The 20,060-nt window shown below is 59.4% G+C and carries 20 protein-coding genes and 1 tRNA gene; 13 read left to right on the forward strand and 8 right to left on the reverse strand.

All coding sequences use genetic code 11. The features are described from left to right. Window positions 1-25 precede the first annotated feature (25 nt). Window positions 26-1,117 (reverse strand): alpha/beta hydrolase fold domain-containing protein, encoded by a 1,092-nt coding sequence (locus tag FHS83_RS13955; RefSeq protein WP_167083552.1) that lies wholly within the window; start codon window positions 1,115-1,117, stop codon window positions 26-28. A 188-nt stretch (window positions 1,118-1,305) separates the two neighbouring features. Here FHS83_RS13955 and FHS83_RS13960 point away from each other — a divergent pair, with 188 nt between their 5' ends. From FHS83_RS13960 to FHS83_RS13975, 4 genes are read left to right on the forward strand one after another with little or no spacing between them, the layout of a single operon-like run. Then, window positions 1,306-1,539 carry a hypothetical protein gene (locus FHS83_RS13960; RefSeq protein WP_167083553.1) on the forward strand — a complete coding sequence of 78 codons (234 nt, stop codon included), beginning with the start codon at window positions 1,306-1,308 and terminating at the stop codon, window positions 1,537-1,539. A 22-nt stretch (window positions 1,540-1,561) separates the two neighbouring features. After that, a complete protein-coding gene (locus FHS83_RS13965) occupies window positions 1,562-2,236 on the forward strand; it encodes a DUF2975 domain-containing protein (protein WP_167083554.1) in 675 nt (224 codons plus the stop codon). Window positions 2,237-2,250: 14 nt separating this feature from the next. Further along, window positions 2,251-2,943 (forward strand): DUF2975 domain-containing protein, encoded by a 693-nt coding sequence (locus FHS83_RS13970; protein ID WP_167083555.1) that lies wholly within the window; start codon window positions 2,251-2,253, stop codon window positions 2,941-2,943. Beyond that, window positions 2,943-3,170, forward strand: coding sequence for a helix-turn-helix domain-containing protein (locus tag FHS83_RS13975; protein ID WP_167083556.1), 228 nt, complete (start codon window positions 2,943-2,945; stop codon window positions 3,168-3,170). The genes FHS83_RS13970 and FHS83_RS13975 overlap by 1 nt, the downstream gene beginning before the upstream one ends. Here the strand turns inward: FHS83_RS13975 and FHS83_RS13980 are convergent. Together FHS83_RS13980 and FHS83_RS13985 are read right to left on the reverse strand one after the other, a co-directional pair. Beyond that, window positions 3,167-5,017 (reverse strand): hypothetical protein, encoded by a 1,851-nt coding sequence (locus FHS83_RS13980; protein WP_167083557.1) that lies wholly within the window; start codon window positions 5,015-5,017, stop codon window positions 3,167-3,169. The genes FHS83_RS13975 and FHS83_RS13980 overlap by 4 nt on opposite strands. A gap of 86 nt (window positions 5,018-5,103) precedes the next feature. After that, window positions 5,104-5,880: a hypothetical protein gene (locus FHS83_RS13985; RefSeq protein WP_167083558.1), complete on the reverse strand. Its 777-nt coding sequence runs from the start codon at window positions 5,878-5,880 to the stop codon at window positions 5,104-5,106. 245 nt (window positions 5,881-6,125) lie between these two features. On the opposite strand from FHS83_RS13985, the gene FHS83_RS13990 reads away from it, so the two are divergent. The 4 genes from FHS83_RS13990 (at window position 6,126) to FHS83_RS14005 (ending at window position 11,555) form a co-directional block, all read left to right on the forward strand. Continuing rightward, window positions 6,126-6,755: an ATP-dependent Clp protease proteolytic subunit gene (locus tag FHS83_RS13990; protein WP_167083559.1), complete on the forward strand. Its 630-nt coding sequence runs from the start codon at window positions 6,126-6,128 to the stop codon at window positions 6,753-6,755. A 207-nt stretch (window positions 6,756-6,962) separates the two neighbouring features. Beyond that, entirely contained in the window at window positions 6,963-8,231 is a 1,269-nt protein-coding gene (gene clpX / locus FHS83_RS13995) for an ATP-dependent Clp protease ATP-binding subunit ClpX (protein ID WP_167083560.1), read from the forward strand. A 341-nt stretch (window positions 8,232-8,572) separates the two neighbouring features. Continuing rightward, window positions 8,573-11,017 carry an endopeptidase La gene (gene lon / locus FHS83_RS14000; RefSeq protein ID WP_167083561.1) on the forward strand — a complete coding sequence of 815 codons (2,445 nt, stop codon included), beginning with the start codon at window positions 8,573-8,575 and terminating at the stop codon, window positions 11,015-11,017. 265 nt (window positions 11,018-11,282) lie between these two features. Further along, the gene (locus FHS83_RS14005; protein WP_167083562.1) at window positions 11,283-11,555 is read left to right on the forward strand and encodes an HU family DNA-binding protein; all 273 of its coding nucleotides are present in this window, start codon (window positions 11,283-11,285) and stop codon (window positions 11,553-11,555) included. A 69-nt stretch (window positions 11,556-11,624) separates the two neighbouring features. Here the strand turns inward: FHS83_RS14005 and FHS83_RS14010 are convergent, their stop codons facing one another. Genes FHS83_RS14010 through FHS83_RS14020 form a run of 3 tightly spaced genes read right to left on the reverse strand, consistent with a single transcriptional unit; the run spans window position 11,625 to window position 13,218 of the window. After that, a complete protein-coding gene (locus tag FHS83_RS14010; protein WP_167083563.1) occupies window positions 11,625-11,840 on the reverse strand; it encodes a helix-turn-helix transcriptional regulator in 216 nt (71 codons plus the stop codon). After that, the gene (locus FHS83_RS14015; protein ID WP_167083564.1) at window positions 11,833-12,507 is read right to left on the reverse strand and encodes a hypothetical protein; all 675 of its coding nucleotides are present in this window, start codon (window positions 12,505-12,507) and stop codon (window positions 11,833-11,835) included. The genes FHS83_RS14010 and FHS83_RS14015 overlap by 8 nt, the downstream gene beginning before the upstream one ends. A gap of 6 nt (window positions 12,508-12,513) precedes the next feature. Next, window positions 12,514-13,218: a hypothetical protein gene (locus tag FHS83_RS14020; protein ID WP_167083565.1), complete on the reverse strand. Its 705-nt coding sequence runs from the start codon at window positions 13,216-13,218 to the stop codon at window positions 12,514-12,516. Window positions 13,219-13,354: 136 nt separating this feature from the next. Here FHS83_RS14020 and FHS83_RS14025 point away from each other — a divergent pair. Continuing rightward, window positions 13,355-13,429: transfer RNA gene (locus FHS83_RS14025), tRNA-Val, on the forward strand. Window positions 13,430-13,793: 364 nt separating this feature from the next. Then, window positions 13,794-14,612, forward strand: coding sequence for a tetratricopeptide repeat protein (locus FHS83_RS14030; RefSeq protein WP_167083566.1), 819 nt, complete (start codon window positions 13,794-13,796; stop codon window positions 14,610-14,612). An 81-nt stretch (window positions 14,613-14,693) separates the two neighbouring features. Here the strand turns inward: FHS83_RS14030 and FHS83_RS14035 are convergent, their stop codons facing one another. After that, window positions 14,694-15,170 (reverse strand): hypothetical protein, encoded by a 477-nt coding sequence (locus tag FHS83_RS14035; protein ID WP_167083567.1) that lies wholly within the window; start codon window positions 15,168-15,170, stop codon window positions 14,694-14,696. 221 nt (window positions 15,171-15,391) lie between these two features. Between FHS83_RS14035 and FHS83_RS14040 the strand changes: the two genes are divergently transcribed. Then, window positions 15,392-16,819, forward strand: a complete 1,428-nt coding sequence (locus FHS83_RS14040) for an amino acid permease (RefSeq protein ID WP_167083568.1) — start codon at window positions 15,392-15,394, stop codon at window positions 16,817-16,819. 3 nt (window positions 16,820-16,822) lie between these two features. Here the strand turns inward: FHS83_RS14040 and FHS83_RS14045 are convergent, their stop codons facing one another. Then, a complete protein-coding gene (locus FHS83_RS14045; RefSeq protein ID WP_167083569.1) occupies window positions 16,823-18,052 on the reverse strand; it encodes an NAD(P)/FAD-dependent oxidoreductase in 1,230 nt (409 codons plus the stop codon). Window positions 18,053-18,118: 66 nt separating this feature from the next. Here FHS83_RS14045 and FHS83_RS14050 point away from each other — a divergent pair, with 66 nt between their 5' ends. Next, window positions 18,119-19,039 carry a dihydrodipicolinate synthase family protein gene (locus tag FHS83_RS14050; protein WP_167083570.1) on the forward strand — a complete coding sequence of 307 codons (921 nt, stop codon included), beginning with the start codon at window positions 18,119-18,121 and terminating at the stop codon, window positions 19,037-19,039. 17 nt (window positions 19,040-19,056) lie between these two features. Further along, a complete protein-coding gene (locus tag FHS83_RS14055; protein ID WP_167083571.1) occupies window positions 19,057-20,055 on the forward strand; it encodes a 4-hydroxyproline epimerase in 999 nt (332 codons plus the stop codon). Window positions 20,056-20,060: the final 5 nt, after the last annotated feature.

Below are 20,060 nucleotides of genomic sequence, written 5' to 3' on the forward strand. Positions count from 1 at the left end.
GCGGCTTTGGTACGTAAACGCTCCGCTACGGCTTTAGGTGTTTGTCGAAGAATTTGACGATCACGTCCTGAGCTTCCTGTGCTTCGGGTATTTCCGAGCGGCCGATGAAGGCATGCCACATGCCGTCCCAGACATGCAGGTCGGCTTCGACACCCGCCTTGACCAGTTCGCGCTGGGTATTGATGGCGGTGCTCATCTCGTCTGAGCGCGTGCCGGTGATGAGGAGCGTCGGCGGGAACTGCTTCAGCACCTCCGGCGACACGATGGGCGACATCAGCGGCGCGTTGAGATCGGCGCTGCCGTAATAGACCTGCTCGTCAAAATGCGGCGGCTTGCGCGGATCGGGCGGCGTGTTGCCCAACAATCCTGGGGCGAAGTAGATCGAATCCCCGGCCCATTTGGCATCGGCACCGGCGCACAGAATGCCGATCGCGCCGGGGCGGGGGAGGTTCTCTTTCTGGAACCACGCCGTGGCTTGCGCCGTGAGCAGCCCGCCGGCGGAACAGCCATAGATGCCGATGCCTTGCGCCGGATAGGTTTTGAGCAGCGCCTTGTAGGCCGCAGCCACGTCTTCGCTCGCGGCGGGAAACTGGTGCTCCGGTCCCATGCGGTAATCGAGCGAGACCACTTTGATCTTCAGCTTCGCGGCAACCGGAATGACGTCCATCATGCCGAAATTGATCGCGTCGCCGGCAACGAAGGCACCGCCATGCAGACCGATCAGCACGCGATGGCGGTTGCGCGGCGCGATGCCGTCTTTCGGTGTCACCACCACGGCATGGATGCCGCCGACCATTTCTTCCTTGAGATCGACGCCGAACTGCTCCTGCAGCTTTTTGACGATTGGCACATATCTGGCGCGGATGCGCTCGCGCCCTTTTACGTAGTCGGGCGGGCCTTCAGGCTGAGGGGCGGCGGACGGCGTGGCGGCGGGTGGCTTGGGACGCAGCGTTTCGAGCAAGGCCGCTTTGGCTTCCGGGCTCGCCCGTTCCGGCAGCGGCTGCAGGAATGCAGGCACCTGAAGAATGCCGTTGGCATCGACCTTTTCCGCCGGATCGGCATGCGCCGAGAAAGACACCAGAACCGCGGCAGCCAATGCCGATATGCACTTGCCCATGTTTGTCCCTCGAATAGCCGGCGCCTTGTAGCTCGCAAAAGCTGCTCGATGGGTCACGTCGGTGTGAGGAGGTTCAGCGCCCGCGAGAAACGACGCCACATCTGAAGAGTAAATATTCCTATTGTTGTTTATCGATAAATGTGTATTGTTTTTCGATGTTGATGTATCGAGAGTCGATATGGGCTGTGATGAAGCAACGGAATGCTGCTTTAGGGGCTTTGCTGGCCTTGGTGCTCATCGCCGGATCAGAGGCGGACACGGGCAAGGCCGCGCCGAGCTATGGCGTGGTTTTGGCCACCGCAGTTGCGGCTGAGATCTGCGGAGGTTCCTGGCGGGATGGCGGGGCTGCCGTGACCCGGAACTGCCTGACGCGGGCCTTCGATCTGGCAGGCGAGGGGCTCGCTTTAGCCCGTCAATTTTAATCGCGAAGTGTGGAGGGGTTTGATGGCTACGAGTTTCCTGCCGCGGGCGCTGCAGTGGGTGTTCCGCTTTTTCACCATCCTGATGGGCATCGCCGCTTTCGCCATCATCCTGGTGCTGATCGTCGATCCCAAGCTGCCCTATGGCATGATGCAGGGCTCTTTTGATGTGCACTTTCTGGGGCAGCCGGGGGTGATTTTGCTGAAAGGCACTACCCTTTGGGCGCAATACCTTTCAGGCGCCGGCGTGCATGTGCGCATTACCGATGCGAACGGGTTGTTCGAGGTGATCAAGCATACGGGCCTGCCGCTCGCACTCCTCTCGGTCGTTTATTTCGGCATTTTGTTCGAGTTGTTGCGGCGCCTGTTCAAGGCGGTGCAACACGGTCAGAGCTTTACCCAAACCTCGTTCCGGCTGGTGCAGACCATCGGTTTTTCGTTGCTGATCTTCTCGGTGGTTTCGGCGGTGGCGGAGGGCTGGTTCCAATACACCGTCTTCACCTATTTGGCGCATCACGCCCAGTTGACGATCTCGGGCACGGATTTGCAGTTCCCCGCGCCGAACAATTTCGAGATCCAGGGCGGCAATGGCTCGCCTTTCGGCAGCCCCTATTTCTTCACCGGCTTGCTCGTGCTGGCGCTGTCTGAGGTTTTTCGCCAGGGCCTGAAGCTGAAAAACGAAAACGATCTGACGATTTGAGGGGGATAGGGGTTATGGAGTTGGTGTGGTTGCCGCGTGCCTTACGGCGGCTGTTTCGAGGCCTCGCCATTTTATGTGGCGTGCTGTTTGTGGTGGTTTTGCTTTTCGCCTGGATTGATCCGGTGATGCCCGGGCGCGGCTTGTCTCTGGTGATCAACATGATGGGCGATCCGCGCGATCTGCCGTTCCAGCACCGGGAGTTTGCGTGGCAGTTCGCCAAACGGGGCCTGGTGACTTTCCAGATCCAGAATGCGTCGCTGTTCCTTAGTGCGCTCATGCACGCCGCCATACCGGTCTTTCTTATCGACCTGCTGTATTTTTGTGGTCTCTTCGAGGTGCTGTCGCGCCTATTCCGAAATGTCGAGCGGGGGCAGTGTTTCACCCTGCAATCGGTGCATTTTATGCAAGGGATCGGGATTTCGCTGTTGGTGATGTTCCTGGTCGATGCCGCCACGGGTGGCTGCTGCTTTTACTTTTTGCTGGATTTTTTGACCCACAATGCCGAGCCATTGTCCTCCACTTATGCAGTTCACCTACCTGGCAGGGAGGTGCAGCTTCCATACTTCTTCGTGGAGAAGCCGCTTAACCTATATCTCCCATCAGTTTTCAGCTGGGAGACCCTGTTCTGCGGATTCCTCGTGCTGGCTTTTTCCGAAGTCTTCCGCCAAGGCTTGAAACTCAAAAAAGACAGCGATCTGACGATCTGATGGCCATCAAGCTCAATCTCGACCGGGTGATGTTTGAACGGAAGGTCAGCTTGACCGAGCTGGCCGACCGCATCGGCATCACCTTGGCTAATCTCTCGATCCTGAAGAACAACAAGGCCCGCGCTATCCGCTTTTCGACCCTGGATGCGCTCTGTCGCGCGCTCGACTGCCAGCCCGGCGAGATCATCGAATATGTCCCGGGCGAGCCGATGGAGGATGAGGATTAGGCCGCTCCTGCCAACTGGTTGGCCGCGATGGGCAGAGCTGTCGCTGCTGCGGGCTTCTTATCTTTGTTGTCGGCGTCGTCCGTCTTGGCCGCGTCTTTGTCCTTTTTATCTTCAGCCGCTTTCTTGGCCTCGGCGGCTTTTTCCAGAAGGGTAAGGCCGGCATCCTTATCCTCCTTGCCATCCTGCGCGTCCTTTAGCGCTGCGAGTGCCTTTTCATCGTCCGTCTTGGGATGATTGCCCGACTGATAGGCCTTCAGCGTGGCCAAAGCCTTCTCGGCATCCGTCGGTGGGGCTTTGTAGAGCTTGGTGGCGTCGATGGAGACCTTTTCTCCTGCCGCCCATTTCTCGGCCGCATCCTTGAGCAGCGCTTTCACATCGGCGGACATGCGGGTGTAGGGATCGAGCCGCATGTCGTCAGAGGCCATGATAGAGTTGAGGTTCAGCGTCACCCCCAGAATGGTCACCGTACTTTTGGCAGTGAGGTGGCCGTAATTCTTGGCCTGATTAAGGGCGCTGATGGCATCACATTGGGCGGCGTTCGCGACCCAATCCACTAGCGTGGCCCGGAAACTGTCGGGCGTGCCGTCGCCCATATGCCCCTGCTGCGTCGTGGCGAGAAGCTGCTGATCGAAATCATCAAGATGTTCATAGCTGCGGAACCAGGCTTGCGCGCGCTCCACTTCGGGGCCGCCGCCGGGCATCCAGGCACTTTCGAATTGCTTCTCAGCTTGATTGATTTGTTTTGCCCCGGTGGTGTGCAGCGCGGTGCTGCCGCTCGCCAGTGCCGCTACATCGCCATAGCCATGTTTAATGCAGTCTATCATAACGTCGGTTGTTTTATTGAAGGCCTCGCCAAGCTCAATCGCGGTGGCTTTGCCGCTAGTGTCAGCCAGAGTCGACACGGCTTTGAAGAAATCCTGCGTGGCAGCGACGCTAAGGGGCCTATAGCCGCTGGCGGGCAGGGGGGCTGTGGCGTCGGCGGCTTTCTCAGCATCGCTTTGTTGCGGGGCTGGGCCGTATTGATCGAAATAGGCTTTCGCCCGCGCCACGAAATCTTTGCCGCCGCGTGAAAGCTCCATCAGCGCCAAGGTTTTGGCATCGCCCAAAGCTTGCGCTTTCTGTTGGATCACCTTTGTTGTCGCGGTCTGTCGATCTTCTTCGCTGTCCTTGATCGCATCCTGTTTCGCGGCGATCTCGGCGGCATAGGTGGGATCGGCCAACACCGCCTCTACGGCGCGTGAAACATCCGCCTGAGCCGAAAGCAAGGCTTTGGCATCCTCGGGACTTGCCGATCCGCCGCCCGTGAAGCCGCTTGCCGCCCAGGTGGCTTGGCGGGTTTGAATCAAGAGCCGTTGATCGTTCTCGGACAAGGAATTGAAATAATCGAGCCGCCGCTGCTCGATATCCGCCTGACCCTTACCCCAATTATCGCTGCTGATCTGACCGTTGAAGGCGGCATCCTGAGACGCCATCGCGCGGTAATGCTCGACATAGGCGGAGGTGGCAAAGGCGGTGGCCACGTCTACGGCTTTATCATTGCCTGCTTTGGTGGGATCGAAATTACTCGCATCGGCCACCAGCGCAGCGAGGGATTTGTAGGCGCTGAGCTGATCGTCCAGCGAAGTCTTGCCGCTCATATCGTTGAGGGCTGCGAGGCCCTTGGTCACCGCATCGCTCGACCAGGTCTCGGCAGGTTTGGTCGGGCTGGTGAGCGCAGCTTGTGCGGCGGGCGAGAGGGTTAGTTGGTCGGTGGGGGCGGAAGAGCTTGCAGGGCTGGTTTCTTGCGGCGGCGCGCTCACCGCCGCGGATGTAGCTGCTGGAATGGCCGTGCTGCTGGCGATCTGCATCGCGATCTACCCCAAAAGGCGCGCGAACAATTACACGGGTACGTTAATATTTGTTCTATCTGGGATTGTTGTCTCGTGTGGCTTTTTCACGCGCTGATGTTCAACGCGGCCCCGGGCAGGATCAGGGCGCTCCCGCCGCTGGCGGCCTCGACGCTTTTGTCGAGCTTGGTGAGGGCTTCCATGCTGTCTTGCACATCGCGTGAGGTTTGGTGTTGGCCGGCGAAGGCCTGTTTGGCGGCCTTGGCCATCTCTTTTAATTGGCGCGACAGGCCGCGCACCTCATTGAGAAAATCGTCTTTGTCCTTGGCCTCGGGCGATTGCTGCAACTGCTTTTGGATGTCGCTGCCGGTCTTTTGATAGGCGCCGACCGCCTGCTTCTGTTCGGAGGCATCGCTTGCACGGGAGGCGTCACTCTTACCGGCTTCCGCGCTTTTTGCATCCTCAGCTTTTGCTTCGCCCTTCTCATTTGGCGCTCCCAGCTCCGCGGCCTTCGCTGTCGTGGCGGCATTGGCCATATCGGCGGCATCGGTCGCGGCGGCCGCGCTGCCGCCGGTCGTCTGGGCGTATTCCTTCACTGCCGCGGCCAGCTCTTTGGCGAGTTCTGCGATCTGGCGGGCCATCTGCTTGGGATTGCCTGCCGCAAGCATCTTCATTTGACGCAACATCTGGCGCACTTGCTCGACGCGCTGTTTTGCTTGAGCCTTGGCGTTGTCGCTGCTCGCTTTAGGCATGGCCTTGAGCTGTTGAAGCGCTTGCTGCTGCTCTTTCAGCTTCTCCGCCTGGGCCTCGGCCAATTTGGTGCTCACATTATTGCGCGCCGCGGGAGCGGTGAGGGCAGGTGAGCTGGTGGCGGTGACATCCATGGCGGTGCGGTCTGTCTTGGCCTGATTACATATTCAGCCCGTATTTGGGCAGCGACACATCAGCTAGACGTGAATGTGGTTGAGAAAGGGTTTATTGCTGCGCCATTAAGGGGCGGTTGACCCGGCCTATGACAGGGTAGTGTTCGAAAAAGGATTGGGCGATCTGGCGGTTGATGCGCGGGTGTGGGAATGGTTGACTTAGCCCCGCTGGCCTACTCAACTCAGAGGTCGAATCAGGAGTTGCCATGACTGACCCCCGTGACGTTTACATGAATACCCTTGTTCCCATGGTGGTGGAGCAAACCTCCCGCGGCGAACGTGCTTACGACATCTACTCTCGCTTGTTGAAAGAGCGGATCATCTTCATCACGGGGCCGATCGAGGATTACGGGGCCAGTCTCATTACGGCACAGCTTCTCTTTTTGGAGGCGGATAACCCCAAAAAAGAGATCTCGATGTATATCAACTCGCCGGGCGGGGTGGTCACGGCGGGTTTGGCGATCTACGACACCATGCAGTACATCCGTCCCACGGTGCAGACTCTTTGCGTCGGTCAGGCGGCTTCCGCTGCGTCGCTTCTGTTGTGTGCCGGCGAAAAGGGCATGCGCTTCTGCCTGCCGAACAGCCGCATCCTGGTGCACCAGCCTTCGGCCTCTTATTACGGCCAGGCGGCCGATATCGCCCGCCATGCCCAGGAAATTGTTAAGTTAAAACGGCGGCTTAATGAGATTTACGCCAACCACACCGGCCAGACGGTCGAGGCCATTGAAAAGGCGCTCGATCGGGATACTTATATGAGTGCAGAAGAGGCAAAAACCTTCGGCTTGGTTGACGCTGTGTTTGCTAAGCGTGCTGAGCCTCAGGAGAATTCCTGATTTCGCCTTTCGTCCTGACTGTCAGGATACGCGTAGTTTAAACATATCTTGATCCGCCCGCCGCTAACGTGATCGAATGGCTTGGTGCTGAACCGATTTGAGTTGGCGCGGGTTGTGCAGGGTGCGTTTACGGTGGTGCAAAGGCGACCGAAAAGGCGACATGCCTTGCAGTCTTAAAGGGCGGGCCGAAAGGCCCGAGACAACGGAATGAGTAAGTCCAGCGGCGGCGAATCCAAGAACACGCTCTACTGTTCGTTTTGCGGGAAGAGCCAGCACGAGGTCAGGAAACTGATCGCGGGCCCTACGGTCTTCATCTGCGACGAATGCGTCGAGCTGTGCATGGAGATCATCCGGGAGGAAAACAAAACCTCCTTCATGAAGAGCCGCGAGGGCGTTCCGACGCCTGCGGAAATCTTCAAAGTGCTCGACGATTATGTCGTCGGCCAGCAGCATGCAAAGAAGGTGCTCTCGGTAGCGGTGCATAACCACTACAAGCGCATTAATGCGGGCTCCAAGAATTCGGACGTCGAACTGGCGAAGTCGAACATCCTCCTGCTCGGCCCCACGGGCTGCGGCAAGACCTTGCTCGCCCAGACGCTGGCGCGCATCCTCGATGTGCCCTTCACGATGGCCGACGCCACCACCCTGACCGAAGCCGGTTATGTCGGTGAGGACGTCGAAAACATCATCCTCAAGCTCCTGCAGAACGCCGACTACAATGTCGAGCGGGCGCAGCGCGGCATCGTCTATATCGACGAAATCGATAAGATCAGCCGCAAGTCGGACAACCCGTCCATCACCCGCGACGTGTCGGGCGAGGGTGTGCAGCAAGCTCTGCTCAAGATCATGGAAGGCACCGTTGCCTCCGTGCCGCCGCAGGGTGGGCGCAAGCATCCCCAGCAGGAGTTCCTGCAGGTGGATACGTCCAACATTCTCTTTATCTGTGGCGGCGCTTTCGCGGGTCTCGACAAGATCATTTCGCAGCGTACCTCGGGCTCGTCGATGGGCTTCGGCGCCGTCGTACGCGCGCCCGACGAACGCACCACGGGCGAACTCTTGCGCGAAGTGGAGCCGGAAGATCTTCTGAAGTTCGGTCTGATCCCGGAATTCATCGGCCGTCTGCCGGTGCTCGCCACCTTGGGCGATCTCACCGAGCCGGCGCTGATCGAAATCCTGACCCGTCCGAAGAACGCGCTTGCCAAGCAGTATCAGCGCTTGATGGAGATGGAAGGCGTCAAGCTGCGCTTCCAGGATGAGGCCCTTTCGGCCATTTCCAAGAAAGCCATCCAGCGCCGTACGGGTGCACGCGGCCTGCGTTCGATCATGGAAGCGATCCTGCTCAATACGATGTATGAGCTGCCGACCATGACGGGTGTTCAGGAAGTCGTCATCACGGCCGAAGTCGTCGAGGGCAGGGCGCAGCCGCTCTACACGTATTCCGATAAAGGTCAGATGGCGCAGCAAAGCGCGAGCTGACGTTTTCGCTACGCGACAGCAGGAAAGTTGGAAATCCCCTTGGGAACCACCCCAGGGGGATTTCTATTTGCTCGCAACTGATGCGTTTGGGTGTCTTCTACGAGAAGGTTTAACCCGGTTTACAGGGTTTTCGGCGCCTACTTGGCGAGGTGAGGTTGCGCTTTTGCCCTGGCCCCGGGATTATGTCCGGCTTGTCGCTCCCTTGTCTTGAAACGATCCAGTTGGAGCCCCACTTTATGAACCTTAGAGTCGGCCCATTCCGGGCGACAGAGCGGAGCCGGTGCCCATCTGGGGCTGGTGGACCCGCACAACCGCCGGCAGAACCGGCGAGGAGACCATAAATGTCAGATTTCCCCTCTGCCAAGACTGAGGGCGCCAACCCCGAAGGCGCCAAGCCGGAAAGCCCGCTTGTGCCCGTCCTGCCGTTGCGGGACATCGTCGTATTCCCCCACATGATCGTGCCGCTTTTTGTTGGCCGCGAGAAATCCGTACGCGCGCTTGAAGAAGTCATGGCCGAGGAGAAGCAGATCCTTCTGCTGACCCAGAAGAATGCGGCGGATGATGATCCAACCCCGGATGGGTTGCACAAGATCGGTACCATGGCGACGGTCTTGCAGCTTCTGAAACTGCCCGACCAGACCGTCCGCGTTCTCGTGGAAGGCAAGAGCCGCGCGCGCGTGACCGGTTTCACCGAACGCACGGATTTCTTCCAGGCTCAGATCGAACCCGTCTCCGAGACGGTGGGCGAGGGCCGCGAGACCGAAGCTTTGGTGCGCACCGTCAAGACCAACTTCGAGCAATACATCAAGCTGAACCGCAAGGTGCAGCCTGAAACGCTCGCGGCTGTGGCGCAGATCGAAGATCCGGCCAAGCTTGCCGATACCGTCGCCTCCCACCTCTCGGTGAAGATCGGCGATCGTCAGGCCTTGCTGGAAACCTTCGGTACCGCGGAACGTCTCGAGAAGGTCTTAAGCCTAATCGAAGGCGAGATCGGCGTGCTGCAGGTCGAGCGCAAGATAAAATCCCGCGTCAAGCGCCAGATGGAGAAGACCCAGCGCGAGTACTATCTGAATGAGCAGCTCAAGGCCATTCAGAAGGAACTCGGCGAAGGCGAGGAAGGTCGCGACGAGCTCAACGAACTCGAAGAGCGCGTGCGCAAGACCAAGCTCTCCAAGGAAGCGCGTGAGAAGGCGCAAGGCGAGATCCGCAAGCTTCGGCAGATGAGCCCGATGAGCGCGGAAGCCACCGTCGTGCGCAACTATCTCGATTGGCTCTTGAGTCTGCCTTGGGGCAAGAAGTCCAAGATCAAGAAGGACATCAAGCTCGCCGAGGACATCCTCAACGAAGACCATTATGGCCTCGACAAGGTCAAGGAACGCATCCTGGAATATTTGGCGGTGCAACAGCGCGCCGGCAAGATGAAAGGCCCGATCCTGTGCCTCGTTGGCCCTCCGGGTGTGGGTAAGACCTCGCTCGGCAAGTCGATCGCGCGCGCCACGGGCCGCGAGTTCGTGCGCATGTCTTTGGGCGGCGTGCGGGATGAAGCGGAAATCCGCGGTCACCGTCGCACCTATATCGGCTCGATGCCTGGCAAGGTCATCCAGTCGATGAAGAAGACAAAATCGTCGAACCCGATGTTCCTCTTGGACGAGATCGACAAGCTGGGTGCCGATTGGCGGGGTGATCCGTCTTCGGCCCTCTTGGAAGTCCTGGACCCCGAGCAGAACGCGACCTTCAACGACCACTATCTGGAAGTCGATTTCGACCTCTCCGATGTGATGTTCATCACTACGGCGAACAGCCTGCGCATGCCGCAGCCTTTGCTCGATCGTATGGAGATCATCCGCATCCCCGGCTACACCGAGGATGAGAAGGTGGAAATCTCCAAGCGCCACTTGATCGCCAAACAGGTCAAGGCGCATGGGCTGAAGGACAGCGAGTGGTCGATCACCGACGAAGGCCTGCGCGACCTGATCCGCTATTACACGCGCGAAGCGGGCGTGCGCAGTCTGGAGCGTGAGATTGCCAATCTGGCTCGTAAGGCGGTCAAGGAGATCGTCTCGGGCAAGGCTACCTCGATCACGGTCACGCCGGAAAACCTCAACACCTATGCGGGCGTGCGTCAGTTCCGCTATGGCGAGGTCGAAGGTGAGGATCAGGTCGGTGTCGTGACCGGTCTGGCGTGGACGGAAGTCGGCGGCGATACGCTGCAGATCGAAGCCGTCAGCATGCCGGGCAAGGGCCGGATGCAGACCACGGGCAAGCTCGGCGATGTGATGAAGGAATCCATCGACGCGGCACGCTCCTATGTCCGCTCCAAGGCGACGACCTATGGCATCAAGCCGCCGGTCTTCGACAAGGTGGACATCCACGTCCACGTGCCGGAAGGCGCGACGCCGAAGGATGGTCCGTCTGCGGGTGTCGCCATGTCGTTGGCGATCATCTCTGTACTGACGGGTATTCCGGTGCGCCGGGATGTGGCGATGACGGGCGAGGTCACCTTGCGCGGTCATGTGCTGCCGATCGGCGGGCTGAAAGAGAAGCTCCTCGCGGCCTTGCGGGCCGGCATCAAGACGGTGCTGATCCCGCAGGAGAACGAGAAGGACCTGGCCGACATCCCGGATAACGTGAAAGCCGGGCTGAAGATCGTTCCCGTCTCCAAAGTAGGAGAGGCTCTCAAAGTTGCCCTGGTGCGCGAGCCCGAGCCCATCGATTGGGTGGAACCGGACGAAGCGGCCGCCGCAAAGCGCGTCGATGGCGACCCAGATTCTGTCTTAACACATTGAAGTAGTTAGCATTCCCGGCGGGGTGGAAAGCCTCGCCGGGATGCCTGTTTCCACCCCCTGAAGGGGAAAAGCCGCGGTTTCGCACGCTTTTTTGTTGGAAATTCCCCGAGTTTAGCCCGGTTTCGGGCCTGTTTTCCTTGCCCGGCTAGGGCTTGGCGCCCTAGATTTCGGCCAATCGCCCCGGCGATTCTGAGTTTTCTGCGCTATCCCGCGGCACAGGACCACCGCTCTGCCGGATCGCGCCTCGTAAGAAGGAGCTATTTCCGTGAACAAGAACGATCTGATCCAGAAGCTCTCCGACCACACCGGACTTGCCAAGACTGACGCGGCCAAGGCTGTGGACGGCGTCTTCGACCTGATCGCGGCGGCGCTCAAGGAAGGCGATGAAGTGCGCCTGACGGGCTTTGGCGTGTTCGTGGTTGCCACCCGCGCGGGCGGCAAGGGCCGCAACCCGCAGACCGGCGAAGAAATCACCATCAAGCCGTCCAAGCAGCCGCGCTTCCGTCCTGGCAAGCAGCTCAAGGACTCGCTGAACTAAGCTTCGGCACAGTTTGATTTTGAAAGACGGGGCAGCCTGATGGCTGTCCCGTTTTTTTGCGTGCGGCGGCTACTCATCTTCGATGAGAAAGAACAGGGCCTCGACCGGTGTCTCGAGCGTTCTCGCCAGCGCCAGCGCCAGCATGGTGGACGGCACGAAGACGGAGTTCTCCACCGTGTTGATGGTCTTGCGCGAGACGCCGACAAGGGCCGCCAGATCCGTCTGGGTCAGCCCTTTCGCCGTCCGTATCTCTTTCAGCCGGTTGCCAAGTCGGCGCTCAGCCATCGCGCGATGCCCGCCAATCGGCGATAAGATAATATAGCGTAGGGATGATAACGATGGCTGCCAGCGATAGCCGCATAGCTAGCGGCAAAACCGCAGGCGCGAGCGCTTGAACCAAATAGTTCGTAACTAACGCGGCGGCGGCGACGAGATAGCCGATAGCAGCGGCCCTGGCGCGTAAGGCACGGCTTAGCTCGTCATTGTTCGCAGCGCGGTAATGACGATCGAGAAACCCAGGCCCGAGCACGAGGGACAGAGCTGCGATCAAGATCGTGCTGGCAAACAAGGCCCGATCCGACCACGGCGCAGTAGTGGCAGTTTCCGCGAGCAGGGTAAGCGTCATCGCGATCACAAAAAGGACGCTCCATCTTTGACGGCGGGCATAATGCTCAATCAGTCGGCCTTCGACGTTCGGGCTAAGCTTTTCCGGCGCAGCGCGGAAGCGTCGCCGATACAGGAGGATGGCGCCCCAAACGAGGATAAGAATGCCAAGTGGCAGCCACCACGCAACATGACCACTGATCCCTGCGGGTGCAAAATTTAAGGCGAGCACTAAGAGCAGGGCGAGGCCGATCCAGAACACTAGTCCCAATGCAGTTGTGCGGCTGTGCCCATCCAGCTTGCGCATTTCTTCGGCTGCAATTTCTTCGTCGGATCGATTGTCGAGCATGTCGTTCTACTCCCCCCGTCCGGCCCGCCAATCGGCGATGATGTAATAAAGCGCAGGCAAGGCGTACCCGGCATAGAGCGCCCAGGCTAAGCCGGGCAGCAGCAAATCTGGTCTGAAGGCGCCGAGCCCCCAAAGCCCCGTCAGCGCAAGCATCACCACCCAAAAGCCAAAGCGCAGCGTGCGGGCCCGCAACGCCGCAGTGAATTCGTCGTTCAAAATCGCTCTGGTCTCGCGGTTGTGCCAGCCTGGTCCGATGGCGAGCTGTGCCGTGCACATCAGCAGCAAGAGCGCGGTCACCGCGAAAAACAGCAATCGCAGTGGCCAATCCAACGCGCTCGTCTTTTCAGCCGCCGAACTCAATGCGATCATGTTGCCGCTTAAGGCGACAAGGCCTGAAAGGAGCATCCAACGCCATGTGCGGTGATGGGCATCAATTCTCTTGCGCACAATGTTGGGGGCCTGGGCATCCACAGGCGGCGTAGTACGCTTAAAATAGGCGAAGGCGGTGATGAAGCCGCTACCTGCCAAAACCGCGACGAGGATCTGAAGGTCTTGGTTTTGCAGCCACGCGCCCCGGCCTGAGAACAGGGCCGCGGTGAAGAGCAAAACCAAGAGGAGCGTGCCGCCCAGCATCGCTGCCGCGAGGCGCAAGGCCGCTCTTTCGCTCGCATCCAGCCTGGCGACGATCTCGTCTTCAGCCTCTTTGCTCATGAAGCCCCGCAGCAATGTAACCTATGGGTTACTGTAACCTTGGAGTTACGGGCTGTCAACCGGAGGTGGCTAAGGCAAAGCTTGATGCTTTGGCTGGCTCGTGTAAGAGAGACGCCCCAAGCCGGTTCGCCCGGACGGGCGGTTAGCTCAGCGGTAGAGCATCTCGTTTACACCGAGAGGGTCGGGAGTTCGAAACTCTCACCGCCCACCACCAACTAAGTTATTGTTTTGGTGTATTATTTTTGATTTTTTCTGTGTTGGCGTTTTTCGCTCAAGTGCTGTTCTGAGACTATCTTGAGACTTCGGCAGGTCGCCTCCGGTGATCTTGGTACTCATGCCTCCAAGGCGTCGGTCGCCTCTTTGAGAAAATCCGGCTCGTATTCGCCATATGCGTCTGAAATCTTGTCCTCTGGCGCTACTTGGCCGAGCTGGGTGTGCTGCTCGCTCAATCAGGGGGGCGTTTTCAGGCGGGACATAGCCGGACGGTCGGGCGGCAACTTGCGCCACCTTCGGACCTTGCTTCGGTCTGGTCGGCCTATACTTTCACGGGTCGTCGGGGAACTGAGTGGGCATAGATGAATAGGGAAATTAGCCCGCTGACGGCGGGACGCTCAAAAGCTGCGGCTCGTTTCGGGCGGTGGATCGCCATCTGCGGAGCATTGCTGGCACTTGGCGGTATGGCGCTCGCCGACGAATTGGGTGACCTCAAGCAGCGTGCGGAGCGCGGCGATGTCAAAGCTATGAACTTCCTCGGGCGCATTTATGCCCTTGGCGAGGGGGTTCCACAGAATACGCCAACGGCTTTGAAGTGGCTTCGTCTCGCTGCAGATAAAGGCGATCCTGGCGCCATGATGAAGATCGGAGATATCTACTTCAGCGGGCGAGGAGGCATTCCCGTCGACCAAACCGAGGCAGTGAAGTGGATTCGAATGGCGGCGGACCGTGGCAACGGGGACGCGATGGCTTATCTATCCACCCTTTATCACGATGGGTTGGGTATCGCGCGGGACGACCTCAAGGCTTACGAGTGGGCGTCGAAGGCCGTCGATGCCGGGAACACCAAGGCGACACCATTGCGGGATTTTTTGAAGCGGGGTCTTCTATTCGCCGTCGATAAGCCCGGAACCACGACATGCGCGAGTGTAAGGGCCAAATTTGATGCAGACGGGACCATCACACAGGAGAAATTCAAGCAGCTTATGATCTCGATGGGATACAAATGGAATCCCATTGCTGAGCAGAATTTCGCAGGCGAATGTAAAGTGGCGGCGCTCAAGGCAAGTGTGACCAAGCACCAACAACTTTGGCCAACAAACATCATTTTCACTGCCAAGGTGATCGACGACAAAGGTGTCTGCAAGCTAACAGACATTTTGCTCGAGCCTTGCGAATAGGCTCTTGCCTTCTTCCCTCCGCGCAGGAGGTTGCGAAGGTCGGCTTTAGGAAACCTCGCTCAACGCGGCAGACCAGCACGCTCACATGCCGGGCAGTTTCAACACACGCCGGTTTCCGGCGCGGTCGAAACCGGCGTCCAGGGCTGAGGCGGTGTCGCCGGGCGCGATCGAGGCCAGCAGTTCTACGATGTGGTTCAGCGAGAAGTCGTCCTCCTCGCGCCACCCTTCGACCAGCGCGGGCAGGCTATCGCGCAAGATAAGGCTGTAGGCGCGAATGTGCCAGGCGGTCCATTTTTCTTCGCCCGCAAGCTCGACCAGGCGCTGCGCATCCTCTTCGTTCAAGGCGATGGCGCTGAGCTGTAACGTCAGGCCGTCGTCAAAGGCGGTTTGATAACTATCCTCGGCCAAGACCGCCCAGAAGGTAAGGGTGCCGCCTGCGTTTTCCAGCCGAGCCCGCACCGCAGCCACCATTTCTTCGGTGACCGAAGAATCGTCCCAGCCGCTTTCCGGCGCGAGGGCGAGAAGGCTGCGCTCGTCTACCAAATCCCAATCTGCCATCGCCGTTCCCCGCTGCTATTGCCACTCTACTGGGCAGCTTGGCCCGCAATTGGGCAGTGCCGGCCCGGCGGCGCCCAGACATCCGCAAAAAACCTCCCGCAGAGGCGGCTTTCAACCCGAATGTTCCTAGCTTCGACTTGTTCTAGGAAGCAAACCACTCCTAAAGTCTACGGTATACGATTATGGCACCGCTTATCCGGGCGGCGCGTGAGGAGGTTGGAATGGCGTTCTGGAGCCGCTGCAAGAGTATCGATAGTCATCTCAGCCATGCCAGCGGCCGCCATTTGAAGGCCACCTTGCGCTGGTGGCATCTCCTCATGATGGGCGTGGGCGCCATTGTCGGCACCGGCATTTACACGCTCACGGGCATTGGCGCGGGCCTCGCAGGTCCAGGCGTGCTTCTGTCCTTTGTGGTCTGTGGTGTGATCTCGACTTGCGCGGCGCTGTGTTATGCCGAAATGGCGACGGCCATTCCTGCCTCGGGCAGTGCCTACACTTATACATATACGGTGCTGGGTGAGGCGCTGGCTTGGATCGTCGGCTGGAGCTTGATCCTGGAATATACGGTTTCGGCAGCCGCAGTGGCCGTCGGTTGGTCGGGCTATTTTTCCGAATTCATCCATACGGCGGGGATCGCGGTGCCCGAAGTGCTGCTGCATGGCACCTTTGCGGGTGGCTGGATCGATATTCCCGCGGTCATCCTCTCCGCTATTGTGACTTTGCTGTTGATCCTCGGCACCCGCGAAAGCGCACTTATCACCACCGTGCTGGTGCTGGTGAAACTGGCGGCACTGCTGCTGTTCGTGGTCATCGCCTTTCAGGGCTTCAATCTTGCGAACTTCCATCCTTTCCTGCCCTCAGGCATCGGCGCGCATGTCGATGGGGATGGCGTCAAGCGCGGCGTGCTTGCAGCCTCGGCCCTGATCTTCTTCGCCTTCTATGGTTTTGACGCGGTGTCGACCGCGGCTGAGGAAACCAAAGATCCGCAGCGCGATTTGAAGATCGGCATCATCGGCTCAATGGCGCTGTCCTCCTCCATCTACATGCTGGTGGCGCTGGCAGCTTTGGGCGCGTGCTATTACACCGATCTTTCCAAAGCCGCGGCGCCGCTCGCCCATGTTCTCAACATGCTGAACAACCCCTTGGCGGCACAGATCGTCTCGATGGCGGCGATCATCGCGCTGCCGAGCGTGATCCTGGTGGTGATGTATGGCCAGAGCCGCGTGTTCTATGTGATGGCGCGTGACGGGCTTCTGCCGCGCTCGCTCGCCAAGGTCAGCGAGAACCGGGGCACGCCGGTCTTCATCACCGCGGTCACGGGTGTCATTGTGGCGTTGCTCTCGGCCACGCTGCGCCTCGACAACATCGCGCTTCTGGCCAATGCGGGCACGCTCTTTGCGTTTATCGCTGTGGCGGCGTCTGTGCTGATGCTGCGCTGGCGCGCGCCGGAGCATAAGCGGACGTTCAAGGTTCCGGCCCCTTGGCTGGTGGCGCCGCTCTGCATTGTTGGCTGTTCGTATCTCTTCGTGAACGGGCTTCCGGCCACGACCCAGATCTGGTTCCTGATCTGGAATGGTATTGGGTTAGTGCTCTATTTCGCTTATGGCGCGCGCAGGTCTGCCCTCGCGGCGCCCCAAGCGGCGGAGTAAGGCTCAGAACCTTTCGATATCGAAGGCGGGGCAGGATTGGGATTGCCCCGTCACCATCGAAGCAATGCGTTCGGCGGTAAGCGGGCCCAAGGTCAAGCCAAGATGGTTATGCCCGAAAGCATAGAAGAGATTGGCGGCAGCGCGGCTTTTGCCGATCGCGGGCAGATAGTCGGGCAGGGTGGGGCGCGATCCAACCCATTGCGAGGTTTCCGCGCCCGCTTTCAAACCCAGATCGCGCACCGTGCGCGTGATGCGGCGCCATTTGGCGGGATCGGCGGGCAAATTCTCTTTGCCGAATTCGACAAAGCTTGCCGCGCGCAGGCTGGAGGCAAAGCGGGTGACGATGGTCGCGTAATCCTCGAACACCACCGGAGGCATCATTTGCGGCCAGGCTTGCGCCTCATATTGCACGTGATAACCGCGCTCCGCGATCATCGGCACTTTATGGCCGGCTGTTTCCAGAAGCGCGCGCGAGCCGAAACCTGCCGCTACCACGATCACATCCGCGGTGATCACCTCGTTATCGAGAAGAATGCGCGCGGTGTCGTCCTCACGCTGAAGCGCCCGCACTTTGCCGTTCAGGCGCGTAATTCCGGCGGCCGAAAACGCGCTCTCCAGTTTTGCGAACAGCGCGGCCGGATCGCTGATCTGTCCGCTGCCGATACAGCGTACCGCGCCTTCGATCTTCTTGGCCGAGAGCGCCTGCAGCGCTTCCATCTCCTCTTCCGACGCGTCGCGAATGCTCGCTGTGCCGGTATCGCTTTCCATCCAATGCTGGCGGCCCGCAGCCGCGCTCTTGGCACTGTTCCAAACGATGAAATGGCCATCGCCGCGCATCAGCTCTGGCGCGCAAAGGCTTTCTGTAAAGCGTTTCCAAGCCGGAACTGCTTCCGCCAGAAGCAAGGCCAAGGCGCGGCTGCCGCGCTCAAAACTCTTGGGCTGAGCCGCCTTCAGAAGACGAATCGAAAAGGGCAGCCATGCATCAATGGCATTAAGCGGCAGGGACAAGGCGCCATGAGGCGAGAGAAGGCGGCGAGGGGCGCCGAGGACAGTCGCCATAGACGCGATAGGTGCAACTTGCTCTACTGCAATATGGCCTGCATTTCCCCAGGACGCACATTTTCCATGCGAAGGCGGCGCATCGATCAGCGTCACGTCCAGGCCCGATTGGCGCAATTTCAACGCCACTGCCGAGCCGATAATGCCTGCGCCGGTGACAACCGCTTTCGTCATAACAATTCCCACATTGAAAGCCGAAATATTATACCGTATACCGGTACCACTGCAACGGAGGTTTGAATGGCTGCGAAAGTACTGTGGAAGGGTGTTTATCCTGCCGCGACGACTCAATTTGATAAAGATTTGGCCGTTGATGTGCCCGCCACACAAAAGGTTTTGGATGCGCTGGTGACGGATGGCGTGGATGGCCTCGTCGTGCTGGGCACTTGTGGTGAGAATAATTCGCTGGAACCGGAAGAGAAGCGCACGGTTCTGGCCGCAGCCGCCGAAACCGTTGCCAAGCGCGTTCCTATCGTCGCCGGTGTTTCCGAGCTCACCACCGATCGCGCGGTGAAATATGTGCGCGATGCCGAGAAGCTTGGCGCCGATGCGCTGATGGTGCTTCCGGCCATGGTCTATGTGCCGACGGAAGATGAGCTCCTCGCGCATTTCAAAAAGATCGCGGCTGCGACCTCGCTGCCGATCATGATCTACAACAACCCCATCGGCTATCGCGTCGAGATCAGCCTCAAGCTGCTCGAGCGTCTGGCCGAAATTCCGAACGTCGTCGCCGTGAAGGAAAGCGCCCCCGATACGCGCCGCTTCACCGATGTGATCAACGCCTTCGGCAAGCGCTTCACGGTTCTCGCCGGTCTTGATGACGTTGCGCTGGAAGGCTTGATGATGGGCGCCTCGGGCTGGGTCTCCGGTCTTACCAGCGCCTTCCCGAAGGAATCCGTGGCGATCATCCGCTTGCTGGATGAAGGTAAGTTAGAGGAAGCTCGCGAAATCTATCGCTGGTTCATGCCGCTCCTCCATCTCGATTCCTGCCACGATCTCGTGCAGGGCATCAAATTGGCGGAAGAATTGATGGGCCGCGGCTCCGAGCGCGTGCGTCTGCCGCGCCTGCCGCTCGCAGGCAGCCGCCGCGAGCAGGTCATCGCGATGGTCAAACATGCTGCCGCCACGGCGCCTTGCAGCAAGCTTTCCTCCGCGGCTTAAGGGGTTAGGCTCCCGCCATGAAGAACATCTTCTTTTGCATCGATGGGCACACGGCGGGAAACCCCGTGCGCCTTGTCGCGGGTGGGGCGCCTTTGCTCCATGGGGAAAATATGGGAGAGCGCCGGAAGGATTTTCTGGCGCGCTTCGATTGGATCCGCACCGGCCTGTGCTTTGAGCCGCGCGGGCATGACATGATGTCAGGCGGGTTCCTCTATCCACCGACCCAAGCCGATACCGATATCGGTATTCTCTTCATGGAGACCAGCGGCTGCTTGCCGATGTGCGGTCATGGCACCATCGGCATCATCACCTTTGGTATCGAGCATGGGCTGATTGTGCCCCGTGAGCCCGGTCGTCTGAAAGTGGAAGTTCCTGCGGGCATCATCGACATCGAATACGGCACTGAGGGCAAGAAGGTGACCTGGGTGCGCATCCGCAATGTGCCCGCTTATGTCGCCGCGACCGGCATCAAGATCGATGTGCCCGATTTCGGGCCGCTCACGGTCGATATCTCGTATGGCGGCAATTACTACGCCATCGTCGAGCCGCAGGGCCCCTATGAAGGGCTCGACGCGCTCAACGCCGACCGTATCAAGGCGCTCAGCCGCACCATCCGCGCCCAGCTTCAAGCCATCATTGATCCGGTGCATCCGGTCGATCCGCGCATTCACGGCGTCAGCCATGTTTTGTGGGCCGATAAGCCGATGAGCGCTGATGCTGATGGCCGCAATGCGGTTTTCTATGGTGACAATGCCATCGACCGCAGCCCGTGCGGAACGGGAACCTCAGCGCGGCTTGCCCATCTGGTTTCCAAGGGGCGGTTGAAAAAAGGCGACCGCTTCATACATGAAAGCTATATCGGCAGCCGCTTCATTGGCCGGGTGGAAGACGTCACAAAATTGGGCGGGGTGGATGCTATCATCCCGTCCATCGAAGGCTCGGCGATAGCCACCGGATACAACACCATTTGGATCGATCAGGACGATACGTTCGCGGCCGGATTTAGCGTGAAGTGAGATAT

This window comes from Rhizomicrobium palustre, assembly GCF_011761565.1.
Lineage (GTDB): Bacteria > Pseudomonadota > Alphaproteobacteria > Micropepsales > Micropepsaceae > Rhizomicrobium > Rhizomicrobium palustre.